This window comes from Candidatus Magnetaquiglobus sp. (genome assembly GCF_058402785.1).
Map to the genome: position 1 here is coordinate 47100 of NZ_JBZVFG010000004.1, position 14097 is coordinate 61196.

10 protein-coding genes and 1 pseudogene are annotated in these 14097 nt (G+C 62.3%); 6 read left to right on the top strand and 5 right to left on the bottom strand.

Annotated features, from left to right (window positions below; translation table 11 throughout):
• Nucleotides 1-241: 241 nt before the first annotated feature.
• Nucleotides 242-2440, bottom strand: coding sequence for a CHASE2 domain-containing protein (locus tag ACV4UY_RS02510; protein WP_491606143.1), 2199 nt, complete (start codon nt 2438-2440; stop codon nt 242-244).
• 70 nt (nt 2441-2510) lie between these two features.
• Nucleotides 2511-2654: a hypothetical protein gene (locus ACV4UY_RS02515; RefSeq protein ID WP_491606086.1), complete on the bottom strand. Its 144-nt coding sequence runs from the start codon at nt 2652-2654 to the stop codon at nt 2511-2513.
• Between the two features lie 341 nt (nt 2655-2995).
• Here ACV4UY_RS02515 and ACV4UY_RS02520 point away from each other — a divergent pair.
• Nucleotides 2996-4876 (top strand): annotated as a pseudogene (locus ACV4UY_RS02520) (methyl-accepting chemotaxis protein); the annotation flags it as partial.
• A 29-nt stretch (nt 4877-4905) separates the two neighbouring features.
• Here ACV4UY_RS02520 and ACV4UY_RS02525 read toward each other — a convergent pair.
• Nucleotides 4906-5394 (bottom strand): rhodanese-like domain-containing protein, encoded by a 489-nt coding sequence (locus ACV4UY_RS02525; RefSeq protein WP_491606087.1) that lies wholly within the window; start codon nt 5392-5394, stop codon nt 4906-4908.
• Nucleotides 5395-5705: 311 nt separating this feature from the next.
• Here ACV4UY_RS02525 and metG point away from each other — a divergent pair, with 311 nt between their 5' ends.
• From metG to ACV4UY_RS02540, 3 genes are read left to right on the top strand one after another with little or no spacing between them, the layout of a single operon-like run.
• On the top strand, nt 5706-7826 hold the full coding sequence (gene metG, locus ACV4UY_RS02530) for a methionine--tRNA ligase (protein ID WP_491606088.1): 2121 nt from the start codon (nt 5706-5708) through the stop codon (nt 7824-7826).
• A 26-nt stretch (nt 7827-7852) separates the two neighbouring features.
• Nucleotides 7853-9592 (top strand): response regulator, encoded by a 1740-nt coding sequence (locus tag ACV4UY_RS02535; protein WP_491606089.1) that lies wholly within the window; start codon nt 7853-7855, stop codon nt 9590-9592.
• Nucleotides 9592-10125 (top strand): hypothetical protein, encoded by a 534-nt coding sequence (locus ACV4UY_RS02540; protein ID WP_491606090.1) that lies wholly within the window; start codon nt 9592-9594, stop codon nt 10123-10125. Before ACV4UY_RS02535 ends, ACV4UY_RS02540 begins: the two co-directional genes overlap by 1 nt.
• Nucleotides 10126-10309: 184 nt before the next feature.
• On the opposite strand, the gene ACV4UY_RS02545 is transcribed toward ACV4UY_RS02540, so the two are convergent.
• Together ACV4UY_RS02545 and ACV4UY_RS02550 are read right to left on the bottom strand one after the other, a co-directional pair.
• Nucleotides 10310-10474, bottom strand: coding sequence for a hypothetical protein (locus ACV4UY_RS02545; RefSeq protein WP_491606091.1), 165 nt, complete (start codon nt 10472-10474; stop codon nt 10310-10312).
• A gap of 43 nt (nt 10475-10517) precedes the next feature.
• Complete coding sequence (locus ACV4UY_RS02550; RefSeq protein ID WP_491606092.1) at nt 10518-11138, bottom strand: L-threonylcarbamoyladenylate synthase; 621 nt, start codon at nt 11136-11138, stop codon at nt 10518-10520.
• A 150-nt stretch (nt 11139-11288) separates the two neighbouring features.
• On the opposite strand from ACV4UY_RS02550, the gene ilvD reads away from it, so the two are divergent.
• A complete protein-coding gene (ilvD, locus tag ACV4UY_RS02555; protein ID WP_491606093.1) occupies nt 11289-13139 on the top strand; it encodes a dihydroxy-acid dehydratase in 1851 nt (616 codons plus the stop codon).
• A complete protein-coding gene (locus ACV4UY_RS02560; protein WP_491606094.1) occupies nt 13136-14086 on the top strand; it encodes an Rpn family recombination-promoting nuclease/putative transposase in 951 nt (316 codons plus the stop codon). Before ilvD ends, ACV4UY_RS02560 begins: the two co-directional genes overlap by 4 nt.
• The last annotated feature ends 11 nt before the right edge of the window (nt 14087-14097 follow it).

A 14097-nucleotide genomic window follows, 5' to 3' on the forward strand; every position in this document is an offset into this window, starting at 1 on the left:
CGATCCGACCGCGCATCGATTCGTGTCCTGTCATCCCAGATCAGCAGATCCACCAGAATCGGCAGTTCGCTCTCATCCAGTTCTTCCTTGAGTTCGATCACCCTGGAACGCGCCTCGCGTCCATGTCGGGCCTCATCGGCACAGCTTTGAAGACAAACCGGGTGGCATCCGTGATAAAAGCCTCGACCACCTCGAAGGTTGCCTGGGCCTTGTTTTCTCCATTCTTGCGATAGATTTCCGGTCATGAGCGCGGAGGAAAGATCCCATCCCAGTCGGCGGGGGGCGGGTGGGCGAGCAGATGGTGGATCCGGGCCAGATAAAGTTCGTGAATCGACCGTTCCGGATCCCGTTCCATGAGCAGACGGAACCGCGCGCGTGCCTCCTCCCGGTCTCCGGCCCGGTAGAGCCGCAACGCTTCGTGGTACGCCTCCAGGGCATCGATCTGTTCGCTGGAGAGATCATCGGCGAACCCGAGCGGTTCGTGAATCTCCAGCGTCGTGGACCCCAACCGCGAACGAATCCGATCCAGTTCACGAAACACCGCCTCCGGCACGGCGCGTCGGGTCGCGTCGCCGACCACCACGGTCACGCCGTAGCGTTTGCCGAGCAGTTCCAGACGTCGCGCCTGTTCCACCGTGGCGCCGACCGCGCCGTAGACCGAGCGGAAACCGCTCGCCAGTTCGCCCACATGGGCCTCGCCGGTATGAATGCCGATGGAGATGGTCAGGCTCGGCAACCCTTTGGCCCGGAGTTCGTCGTTGAGTTCATCCATGACGTTCTGCATGGCCAGGGCACAGCGCAGGGCCTCGCGGGCATGGCGTGGGTTCTCCTCCGGCGCGCCCCAGAATCCCATCACCACATCCCCGCTGAAGTGGTCGAGGGTGCCGTGGTGTTCGTGGATGGCGCGGGTCATGCGGGTCAGATAGGGGTCGAGGAGCTGTTTCAATTCCCGTGAGGTCAGGTGGGTGGTCAGGGCAGGAAAATCGCGGATGTTGACGAACAGGACGCTGATCTCCCGTTGCATCCCGTGCAGGGTGGACTCGACCCGTGCCCAATCGAGTCGGGCGAGCAGCGCGCCTGGCAAGTGATCCGCGAGCAACCGGTTCGGACGCCCCCCCCAGGCACGAATCGCCCCGCGCGCGAATCCGAAATGCAGGACCAGCAACAGGAGCGTGAAGAGCAGGGGGGTGACCAGCGGGAGGACCAGATCGGCACGCCGCCAGAGCAGGGCGTTGCTCCAGGCGAGCAGGACCAGGATGATCGCGGCGCCCTGAATCGCGCGCCATGGGGCGAGACGGGGCATGAGAAACAGAAAGATTCCGGCGATCAACAGCATCTGGGCAAGCGTGAGGAGGCTTGCGAACGGTTCGGGTTGACGTTTGATCATTCCGTCCAGGATGCCGCCGATGATGGTGGCGTGGATTTCGACCCCCGGATGGAAGGGGTGGAGCGGGGTGGCATGCAGATCCATCATGCCTGGAATCGCGGAGCCGATCAGGACGATGGCATCGTTCAGGCTTTCGACCGGAAGACTTTTTTCCAGCACGTCGAGGGCGGAGAGATGGGTGAAGCCGTTGGGTGCGGCGCGAAAGGGGATGAGGATCGCTCCCCGACCATCGACCGGGATGTGGTGTGGACCCAGACCGATCCACTCCAGGAGCGGATCGTTCCGACGGTTGCCGAATGTGGTGGCCCGGAGACCGAGCGTGACCGGGGGATCGCCCAGGATCGCGCGCACCACCCCCAGGGCGAGGGATTGATGCAACCCGCCCTGGAACTCCTGGATCAGGGGTATGGCGCGATGCACGCCATCGGCATCGACCAGGGGGTTGTCCAGGAAACCGCCCCCCTGGGCGGTCTTGCGCAGGATCTCCAGGTTGGCGCCGTAACCGCTGGGTTTGACCAGGGGCAGGTCTCCCACTCCCAGTTCTTCGAGGGTGATGAGCGGGTCGGGGAGGGTTCCGGCCTGGCTGGAGGAACTCGTCGCATCCGAGCGAAAATAGTGCCCCAGGATCACCGGACGACCCGCGAGGCTTTTGGCGAACCGCTCGTCTCGCTCCAGGGAGGGGCGCAGGCGGTTGAGTTCGAAGAGAAAGGCCGGTTGATTGCGCAACGGACCGGCGGCCAGGCGCTCGAGTTGCGTCAGGCCCGAGCTTTCGTCGCGCTCCGTGAACAGCACGTCGAAGCCGAGGGTGAGAATGCGGTAGTGATCGAACAGGGTATCGGTCAGTTGCGCCAAGTGATGCCGACCCCAGGGCCAGCGACCGAGACGCGCCAGACTTTTTTCGTCGATATCCACGATGACGATGCGACTGTCGTGGCTGTTGGGCAGGTTGATGCGCACGCGCAGATCGTAACCCGCCTGTTCCAACCGTTCCAGCACCGGCACGGGGACAAGGCCCAGCGCGTGCAGCGCGAAAAGCAGGGTCGCGGCAAACACGGTCAACGTCCGGATCCAGGAGAGTCGGGACAAGGGATGCGGCCCCCCGAGGGTCAGACCGGAATCGTCGTCATGCGACGGGACCGGGGATCGGCTCCGGCATCACCGCGTCGATCGGATCCGCGGGGAGGGACGGGAGGGGGAACGGGTGCTGGACCGGGTTGTCGGTGAACGGTGTGTCGGGAACCGGATCGATAGGCCGGTCAATGTTCATGGTTCGCTCCAGACTGGCGTCGGACTCGAGGCACTCCCTGCGTGGATTGGAATGCACCCAAATGTTTGGAGTATATACCAGCCTGGGCCATTTGCACATGGTTTCGATGGGGCTGGACGCGGTTCGAAGGCCGGGTCGTGACGATTTGTTTGGGTGGTATCGAGGAGGTCGGGGGGAGGAGGAGTGAAACGGATAAACACGAAATTTTATTGTATTAACAAACAGATATTGATGATTTTCTTGTGAAATTAACTTGATCGTGCGCGGACTTCTTGATAATCTTGCATGGATTGCCTGTTTTTCTTGTTTTTTGTTGATGTGTCATGAGGGGGATCCAAACGATGCAGATGCGAATGCGGACCAAGTTCATCATCATCCTGCTGCTGCCGATTCTGGGATTGGTCATGGTCGGCGGAAATACCATTTGGGAAAAATATGATTTTGCCGGACGCATGGCGGCCATGGAGTCGTTGGGCGCCCTGGCGGTGCGCATCGGCTCCCTGGTGCACGAACTTCAGAAGGAACGGGGGATGTCTTCGGGCTTTCTGGGCAGCAAGGGGGAGAAGTTCAAGGTCGAACTCCCCAAGCAACGTCAGGCTTCCACCGACCCCCGCGAGGCCGACTTGCGCGCATTCCTGAAGGATTTCGATCGACAGGCGCATGGCGAGGGGTTGAACAAAAAGCTCGACGAGTCCCTGAAACGTCTGAGCGGCATCCAGGAGATGCGCGGCAAGGTCGATGGGTTGGCCATTCCGGCCATCGATGCCCTGGGCTACTACACCGGGACCATCCAGGCGTTGCTCGAGGTGGTCGGAGTGGTGAACACCCTGGCCGCGGACGTGGAGATGGCCAACCGCGCCATCGCCTATGTGAATCTGCTGTTGGCCAAGGAGCGCATGGGGCTGGAGCGGGCCACACTCACCAACACCTTTGCCCGTGACGGTTTCGCGCCGGGCATTCTGCAAAAGTTCGGACAACTGCTCGGCGGACAGGAGAGCCATCTGCAGGTCTTTCTCGCCAACGCCATGCCCGAGGATGTGGCCACCTACCGGGAGAAGATCCAGGGCAAGGCGGTGGAGGAGGTGGATCGGATCCGGCAGATCGCCTTCGAGAAAGCCGGCACGGGTGGTTTCGGCATCGAGCCGGCTTACTGGTTTGGTCAGATCACCCAGAAGATCGATCTGGTCAAGCAGGTGGAGGATGTGGTGGCCGAGCGGCTGCAAAACCGTGCGCATGTTCTGCGGAAGGCGGCCACCCAGACCCTGTATGCCATGGTGGTGGGACTGGTGGCGATTCTGATCGTGGCCAACACCATGAGCGTGAAGTATACCCGGCAGATCCTGCGTCAACTCGGCTGCGACATGGCCGATCTGGAGGATGTGACCCTGATCAGCCAGAGGGTGGCTCAGGGGGATCTGACGGTTCGGTTTACCGCCTGCAACACCGGATTGGGGATTTATGGGGCGATGCGGGGCATGGTGGACAACCTGCGCGATACGGTGGGGACGATTCGGCAGATTGCCGGCGCGGTGGTGGAGAGCAGCGAGGTGGTGCGCGGCGAGTCCGAACGGTTGGCCGAGGGATCGCGGGCCCAGGCAACGAGCATTGCCGCCACCGGCCAGACCATGGCGTCGATGTCCGGCAACATCGCCCGCAATACCGACAGTGCCCGCATCACCGGCGAGATGGCCACCCATGCCGCGCGGGATGCCGAGGCGGGCGGCAAGGCGGTGGCCCAGGCGGTGGCGGCCATGAAAGAGATTGCCAGCCGGATCGGCATCATCGAGGAGATCGCCCGGCAGACCAATCTGCTGGCCTTGAACGCGGCCATCGAGGCGGCGCGGGCCGGCGAGCATGGCAAGGGGTTCGCGGTGGTGGCCGCCGAGGTGCGCAAGCTGGCCGAGCGCTCCCAGGGGGCGGCAGGGGAGATCAACCGGTTGTCGATCGATTCGGTGCGGGTGGCCGAGGATGCGGGTGGGATCATCGCGCGACTGGTGCCGGAGATTCAGCGCACCGCCGGATTGGTGCAAGAGATCGCGACAGCCTCCGAGGCGCAAAACCGCAGTGCCGAGGAGGTGTCACGGGCTGTCGGAGAGCTGGATCGTATGATTCGTCAGGTCTCGGAGTCGTCGGAGCGGATGAACGACATGGCAGGCGAAATGAGTCGGCATGCCGGGGATCTGGTGGAGAAGATGCGCTTTTTCCGGCTCGAAGGGGGCGGTTGAGCCGGATTTTGTGTGCCGAAGGTGGTTCAGAACCAGCTCGACGGATGCCACAACCGTTGCCACCCCTTGGGCTTGCGCCGTTCCCACAGGCTGGCGATCAGGAACTGGAAACGGTTGGCGGGGGTGGTGATGTCGGTCAACTCGGCCAGAAACTGCTCCTGACGCCGATACCCCTCGGTCCAGCGCCGGATGCGCGCTTCATAGGCCAGGATACCGCCTTCCAGGGAAACCACCGTATAGGGGGTGCGCCGGTTCTTGCGCATGAACAGATCGACCGCCTCCTGGCTGCCGCTGCCGCTGGCGCACACCAGCACCACCGGCACGCCTGGCTCGAAGCGCACGCCGAGCATGTCCTGCACCCAGTCTGCCTCCTCATAGAACATGTCCGCATGGAAGCGGGTGGGAATCGCGCCGGGGAGGGCGTGCTGGTAGTCGCCGCGCAGATCGATGACCCGAAACCGTTCGCCGTGCGCCACGCCGCGCAGATAGCTTTCCACGTCCAGGGATCGTTTCATGGCAAATGTCGCATAAGGAATATTATGTTAAATGACGATCCAATCGTAGAAAGCATTATAGATAACGATAATCAAATTATCAATACTTGAATTGCATGAAAATATCTGTCTGGATAACGTTATATGGATTAATGATTGTTTGGTTATCGAATCCAAGACGACCAGTTTACGTAACCATAGCCGGATTTGCCGTTTTTTGGCAATCAAAATGATTCAAAAGGGTCATCGCGAGTCTTGCCGGTCGCCGGGAACCGGCATAGAATATCCGTCGCATCAAGCTGTTCGGATTCAAATTTCAAGCCGGGACCACCATGCGCCGCATTCTCGTCACCAGCGCCTTGCCGTATGCCAATGGACAGATCCATCTGGGGCATCTCGTCGAAACCATTCAAACCGACATCTGGGTGCGCTTCCAGAAGCTGCAAGGCCACGAATGTCGCTACTTCTGCGCGGATGACACCCATGGCACGCCGGTGATGATCCGAGCCCGCCAGGAAGGAATCACCCCGGAAACCCTGGTCGCGCGCATCCACGCCGAACATTCAAGCGATTTCGATGGCTTTCACATCGAATTCGACAACTATTACACCACCAACAGCGAAGAGAACCGCCTGCTCTCCGAGGAGGTCTATCGCAACAATCGTCAGGCAGGCAACATCCGTGTCAGTCAGGTCCGACAGGCCTATTGCGAACGGGATGGGATGTTCCTTCCGGATCGCTTCATCCGCGGTCGCTGCCCGGCCTGCGGCGCCGAGGACCAATACGGCGACGCCTGCGAGGTCTGCTCCGGAAGTCACGCCCCGCTGGATCTCAAGGAGCCGCGCTGCGCCCTGTGCGGCGATGCCCCGGTGGAACGGGAGTCCGAGCACTTCTTTTTTCGGCTCACCGCCTTCGAGTCGTTCCTGAAATCCTGGATCCGCTCCGGCGCCCTGCAAACGGAAATGGCCAACAAACTCGACGAGTGGTTCGAAGCCGGTCTCCAGGATTGGGACATCTCCCGCGACGGACCTTATTTCGGCTTCGAGATCCCGGATGCGCCGGGCAAGTATTTCTACGTCTGGCTGGATGCGCCCATCGGCTACATGGCCTCCACCTGGGAGTGGTGCAAGCGCGAGGGGCACGATTTCGACGCCATCTGGCGTCGCGACGACCAGATGGAGGTCTACCATTTCATTGGCAAGGATATCCTCTATTTCCATACCCTTTTCTGGCCGGCCACCCTGCATGGAGCCGGATTCCGGGTGCCCAATGCCGTCTACGTGCATGGATTCCTGACCGTCAATGGTCAAAAGATGTCCAAATCGCGCGGCACCTTCATCACCGCCCGCCAGTATCTGGAGTTGCTCGATCCGGAGTATCTGCGCTACTACTACGCCGCCAAGCTCACCGCTCGGGTCGATGACCTGGACCTGAACCTCGACGACTTCATCCTGCGGGTCAACAGCGATCTGGTCGGCAAGGTGGTGAACATCGCCTCCCGCTCGGCGGGCTTCATCCAGAAACGGTTCGACGGCGAGCTTTGCGCGCGCTATCCGGAAGATGGCGGCCTGCGCGACCGTTTCGTCGCCGCCGGAGATGAAATCGCCACCTTCTACGCCGGACGCGACTACGCCAAGGCGATGCGCGCCATCATGCAACTGGCCGACGAGGCCAACCGTCACGTCGAGGCCATGGCACCCTGGACCCTGGCCAAGGATCCGGACAAGAGCGAAGCGTTGCACGCCACCTGCACCGTGGCCCTGGAACTCTTCCGGATCCTGATGATCTACCTGCAACCGGTGCTGCCGAAGTTGGCGGAACGGTGTCGCGATTTCCTGCGTCTGCCGCCCTTTACCTGGGATGCCCGTCTGCACCCCCTCCAGGCCCATCGCATCGGTGAGTTCTCCCATCTCATGGCGCGGGTCGATCCCAAAAAGGTCGAACAACTGATCCAGAACGTGGCCCCGCCCGTCGAGAGCATCGCCCAGGCCAACGCCAAGCCGGCGACCAGGGCCGGAAAGATCGCTCCAGCCGCTCCGAACGGCGATGCCAAGGCCACCGCGTCGCCCTCCGCGCCTGCCGCGCCGACCCCGGTTTCACCCCCCTCCCCGACCCCGGCGAGCGCGACCATCGATATCGAAACCTTTGGGAAGATCGATCTGCGCGTGGCCCGGATCCTCGCCGCATCGCTGGTCGAGGGGGCCGACAAACTGCTGCGCCTCACCCTCGACGTGGGGGAACTGGGCGAAAAAACCGTCTTCGCCGGCATTCGCGAAGCCTGTCCTCCCGATACCCTGCCCGGACGATTGACCGTCCTGGTCGCCAATCTCCAGCCCCGCAAGATGCGCTTCGGCACCTCCGAGGGGATGGTTCTGGCAGCCGGACCGGGCGGCAAGGAACTTTATCTGCTCTCCCCGGACTCCGGGGCCACCCCCGGCATGCGCATTCGCTAAGCAACCCACTAAGGCAAGCACGCACCATGGATATCTCGCCGAAAAAAGTGCTCCTCCTGACCGACTCGGGCACGGTCAACCAGATGCTCAAAAGCACGCTGCAAAGCCATGGCTACGCGGTGACCATGCTGCAATCGGGCAATGCCGAATTTTTCGCCGCCATGGTCGATGATCCGCCGGACATCATCTTTCTGCGTACCGAACTCACCCATGCCAACGGCCTGGAGGTGTGCGACCGGATCAAGAAGGAGCCCACCCTTTCGTCCACGCGCATCGTCTTTCTCTCCTCCAACCCCAAGGTGCGCGAGCAGGCGATCGAACATCGGGCCGATCGTTTCCTCACCATGCCCTTCTCCTCCGCCGACGTGGTGGAGACCGCCAATCTCCTCTCGGTGGTCAAGCCGGTGATCCTCTATGTGGACGACAGCGACCTGATGCACCGCACGGTGGTCCCGCCGCTCAAGGAGGAGGGTTACGAGGTGGTCGAGGCCTGGGATGGTCGCGAAGCCACCGAGATCATCGACGAACGCAACGGGCGCATCGACCTGATCCTCTCGGATGTCGAAATGCCGGTCATGGACGGCATCAGCCTCTGCAAAAGCATCCGCGCCTCCCGCACCGAGGATATCCCCTTCGTGCTGATGACCTCGCTGGACTCCGCGGAGGCGGTGTCGCGCGGGTTTGCCGCCGGCGCGGACGACTACCTCACCAAGCCGGTGCTGGTCCACGAGATGCTCTCCCGCGTCAAACGGCTGATCAAGAGCGTGCGCTATGAAGCCGCCCGTCCCGAACGGATCCTGATCGTCGATGACTCGGCGGTGATTCGCGGCATGATGCTCACCGCCCTGCGCTCCCACGGTCTTTCCGCCGACTCCGTGGAACACGGCGTCGCGGCCTTGGCCAAGCTGCGCGAAAAACGCTACCACCTGATGATCTCCGACTACGACATGCCCCACATGAACGGTCTGGATCTCTGCATGAAGGTGCGTCAGGATCCCACCCCCTGGCAGAAGATGCCGATCATCTTCGTCACCGCCCGTGACGCCAAACAGGACGAAGTGCGCGTCAAGTCACTGGGTATCCAGGCTTTCATCACCAAGCCGTTCCAGGCCGACCGTTTCATGGCCGAGATCGAACGGGTGCTCTCCGAGGAACATCTGGCCCGTCAGAACCGCAAGCTCGGCTACTACTTTGCCGATCAGATCTCCACCGGACAGACCAACCTGGCCAACGATCAATTCCGTACGATCCTTTCCGTGGGAATCGCCGATTTTCGCGCCATGTCCAAGAATTTCGATCCCAAGACCCTGGTCGCGCTGCTCAACAACCATTTCGCGGCCCTCGGGGATGTGCTGGAGCGGTGCGAGGCGGTGGTGGACCGCATCCAGGAGGATCATCTGATCGTCTCCTTCGGCAATCAGGACAAGGGGGCCATGCAGGCGATCGAGTGCGCGCGCGCCATTCACGCCGCCCTGCCGGAGATCCAGCGTCGCACGGACAACAAGGAGTTGCGCATCCAGACCGGCATCCACTCCGGTCGGGTGATTCTGGGCGCTTTGGAACTCCTCTCCTCCCGCGACAAGAGCATCCTCATGATCGGCGAGAGCGTGGATCTGGCCAGGCGCGTCCAGGAGGTGGCTCCCGCCGGGGATGTGGTCCTTTCCGAAACCACTTTCGCCCTGGTGCAAAGCCTGGTCAAGACCCAGCCCATGGGGTATGTGAAGACGGGTGAAGGAGCGATTCGCGCCTTCCAGGTGGTCGGTTGATGATCGCCCCCGATCTGGTCGATGGCGGTGGAGAGGATCCTCCCCTTGCCGAGGTGGTGGGATTGGTGGAGCGGGCCGAGGCGTTGGCCTGGTCCACGGAGTGGCGCAAGGGGGCCAAGGAGTTTCGTCAACTGCGTGAACGCTGGGAGATCCTGGAACGCACCGCTCCGGGCTGGGCCGGAGAGTTGACCACCCGGTTCCGGGCCGCGCAACAGACCTTCATGGATCGACGCGCCGATTATTTCAATCGGGGCAACATCCGCAAGGGGGCGGGTCTGTTGGATCAGTTGGAGGGGAAACAGGCCGATGTGGAACGGCTCAAGGAAGAGTTGAACGGCTATCATGCCGCCCTGCGGGATTTCTCCCTTCGTCTCGCCGAAACCTCGCTGGAGGGTCACGGACTGGCGATTCGCGCTTTCATCGGCGAGTCGATCACCCACCTCCAGGCGGAAATCCAACGCAAGGAGCGCGACATGGCCAAGCTCGAGCGTTCCATGGTGGAGATCTCATCGCGTTATTATTGCGTGGAGTGAGGTTCCGGTTCCACCCATCCCCTTCCCGCTTCTTTCCCCACGCATGCCCCGTGCCGGTCGGCACGTCGGGAAATCCCTCTCCGGCTGCATGTCGGAAAAGCCCCCTTGCCGGCTGGCGCCCCTCCCCCTCCGTCATGCACTAAGTTCCGGTTGGCCCGAAGGTCAGGCTGGCATGCGGCGGGTCTCACGCCAGGCCGATCTTCCTCAGCACCAGCAGCCAGATGCGCCGGGCCGTTCCCAACAGGGCATCCTGTCCGCTGGGACTCAGGGAGATCTGGATGTTGCGCTTGCGCATCGTGTAGTAGACGATGCCGCCGAAAATGGCCAGGACAACGAAAAATTTGAACATGGGATCGTTCGTGGAGTCGCGACAGGCGGTTGATGGGGCGTGATCAACTGGAAAAAACGGTCGGATCCCCTGCCCCGGCACGCAGAACCTCTGGAGAGGGGCCGGTGAGATCGACCACCGTGGAGGGCGAGGCGGGCAGCATTCCGGCATCGATCACCAGATCGACCAGGTGATCGGTCCGTTCGTGGATGATGTAGGGATCGCTCATGATTTCGGTTTCGTTGGCGAACCGCATCGAGGTGGAGAGCAGAGGTTCCCCGAGGCTCTTCAACAGATCCAGACAGATGGGATGATCCGGGATTCTCAGGCCGATGGTCTTGCGGCGCGGCAGGATGCTTTTGGGAACTTCGCGGGTCGCATCCAGGATGAAGGTGTAGGGTCCGGGCAGAAACCGTTTCAACAGCCGGTAGGTGGCGTTATCGACCCTGGCGTAATGGGCGATGTCCGAGAGGTCCGAAACCAGGATGGAGAGTTGGTGGGAGGTGGCGAGTTGCTTGATGCGCATGATCCGCTCCACCCCCTTGCGGCTGGAGATGCCACATCCCAGGCCATAGGTGGTGTCGGTCGGGTAGACGATCACCCCGCCCTCGCGCAACACCTCGACCACCTGGGCGATCAGGCGTGGCTGGGGATTTTTCGGATGGATGTTGATGAACTGCGCCATGGACCCGGCCCGATATAAAAAAGTAGTCCTGAATGTTTATTTTCTCTACCCTCGATGGTGAGTTGACGGCATTATTCACCACATCGGACCCTTTGACAATCCACTTTCACGTTCCAGCATCCCTTTCATAAGACCATCCGGAGTAGATTCATGCCTGCCTACCGTTCCCGCATCTCCACCCATGGACGCAACATGGCCGGCGCCCGTGCCCTGTGGCGCGCCACCGGCATCGCCGAGTCCGAGTTTGGCCGTCCGATCATCGCGGTCGCCAACTCCTACACGCAATTCGTTCCGGGTCATGTCCATTTGAAGAATCTCGGGGACCTGGTGGCCGGGCAGATCCGCGCGGCAGGGGGCATTCCACGCGAATTCAACACCATCGCCATCGATGACGGCATCGCCATGGGCCATGGCGGCATGCTCTACTCCCTGCCCTCCCGGGAGATCATCGCCGATTCGGTCGAATACATGGTCAATGCCCACGCGGCGGATGCCATGGTCTGCATCTCCAACTGCGACAAGATCACCCCCGGCATGTTCATGGCCGCCATGCGGCTCAACATCCCGGCGGTGTTCGTCTCCGGCGGTCCGATGGAGGCCGGCAAGGCCCGGTTGAGCGACGGCACCACCCGCAAGCTCGATCTGATCGACTCCATGATCGCCGCCGGCGACACGGGGGTTTCGGATGGGGATCTGACCACCATCGAACGGTCCGCCTGCCCCACCTGCGGCTCGTGCGCCGGATTGTTCACCGCCAACTCCATGAACTGCCTGATGGAGTCCCTGGGACTGGCCCTGCCCGGCAACGGTACGTTGCTGGCCACCCATGCCGATCGCAAGACGCTGTTCCTGGAGGCCGGTCGCTTGATCGTCTCGTTGTGCCAGCGGTACTACGAACAGGAAGACGCCTCGGTGCTGCCGCGCTCGATCGCCACCTTCCAGGCTTTCGAGAACGCCATGTCCCTGGACATCGCCATGGGCGGCTCGACCAATACCGTGCTGCACCTGCTGGCCGCCGCCCGCGAGGGCGAGGTCCCCTTCACCATGGACGACATCGACCGGCTTTCCCGCCGGGTGCCCTGTCTGTGCAAGGTGGCCCCCTCCACCGATCGCTACCACATCGAGGATGTGCATCGCGCCGGCGGCATCCCGGCGATTCTCGGCGAACTCAAACGGGCCGGACTTCTGCACGAGGGATGCGCCACCGTCCATGCTCCCACCCTCGCCGAGGCCCTCGACCGGGAGGACATCGCCGCGCCAGGCGTCACCGAGGCGGCCAAACGGCGTCATCTGGCCGCGCCCGGCGGCCTCCCGACTACCGAACCCTTCGCCCAGGAGACGCGCTGGCCGTCGCTGGATCTGGATCGCGACAACGGCTGCATCCGCGATCTGGAACACGCCTACTCCAAGGATGGGGGACTGGCGGTGCTGTTCGGCAATCTGGCCGAGGAGGGGTGCATCGTCAAGACCGCCGGGGTGGACGAATCGATCTGGAAGTTCTCCGGACCGGCACGCATCTTCGCCAGTCAGGATGCGGCCTGCGAGGCGATCCTGGACGATCGGATCCAGGCCGGCGACGTGGTGCTGATTCGTTACGAGGGACCGCGCGGCGGACCGGGCATGCAGGAGATGCTCTATCCCACCAGCTTCCTGAAATCCAAGGGGCTCGGCAAGGCGTGCGCCCTGATCACCGATGGTCGTTTCTCCGGGGGAACCTCCGGGCTCTCCATCGGTCACGTCTCCCCCGAGGCCGCCGAGGGGGGGACCATCGCGCTGGTCGAGGAGGGCGATCGCATCGAAATCGACATCCCCAACCGCTCGATCCGTCTGGCGGTCGATGACGTCACCCTGGCCGCGCGTCGCGCCGCCATTCCGCGTTTCTTCCCGGAGGGGCGCGATCGCCCGGTTTCGGCGGCCCTGCGCGCCTATGCCGCCCTCACCACCTCCGCGGCCAAGGGTGCGGTGCGCGATTTGTCCCGGCTGGAGGCCCGACACGGATGAACAGGCGGCGCCTGATCAGCTTCGACTGGGCCTTGAAACGGCTGTTGCGCAGCAAGGCCAACTTCGTGATCCTCGAGGGGTTCCTCACCGAACTCCTCAAGGAGGAGATCACCATCCTGGAGGTGTTGGAGAGCGAAAGCAACAAGTTCGACCGCTTCGACAAATCCAACCGGGTGGATCTCAAGGTGCGGAACAGTCGCGGCGAACTGGTGCTCATCGAGGTGCAATACGAGCGGGAACTCGACTATTTCCATCGCCTCCTGTACGGGGGAGCACGCGCCATCACCGAGCATCTGGCCGAGGGACGCCCCTACTCCGATGTGGTGAAGGTGATCTCGGTGAGCATCCTCTACTTCGATCTCGGCCAGGGCGACGACTACATCTACCACGGCACCACCACCTTCCGCGGACTGCACACGCGGGATGAACTGCGCCTCAACGACGGACAGAAGGCCCTGTTCAAACGGGAGTCGGTGGCCGAGATCTTTCCGGAGTATTATCTGATCAAGGTCAACCGCTTCAACGATCTGGCCCGCGACACCCTGGACGAATGGGTCTATTTTCTCAAGAACGAGGAGATCCGCGAGGAGTTCACCGCCAGGGGGTTGCGTCAGGCCAAGGAGGAGTTGGACCTGATGCGCCTGCCCGAGCCCGAACGTCAGGCCTATGCCGCCTACAAGGACGATCTCCACTACCAGGCCAGCATGGTGGAGTCATCCTACGGACTCGGCAAGTTGGAGGGGCGCCAGGAGGGGCGCCAGGAGGGGCGCCAGGAGGGGCGTTTGGAAGGCAGGGCCGAAATGCTGCTCGAACTGATCGAGGCCCGTTTTGGAACCGTGCCGACCACGGCGCGCCAACGGGTGGGTACGGCCAGCGCCGGAGAGATCGCGTTGTGGAGTCGTCGGATCGTTCAGGTGGAGACCCTGGAGGGGATCTTCACCGATTGACGCTCCAGGGG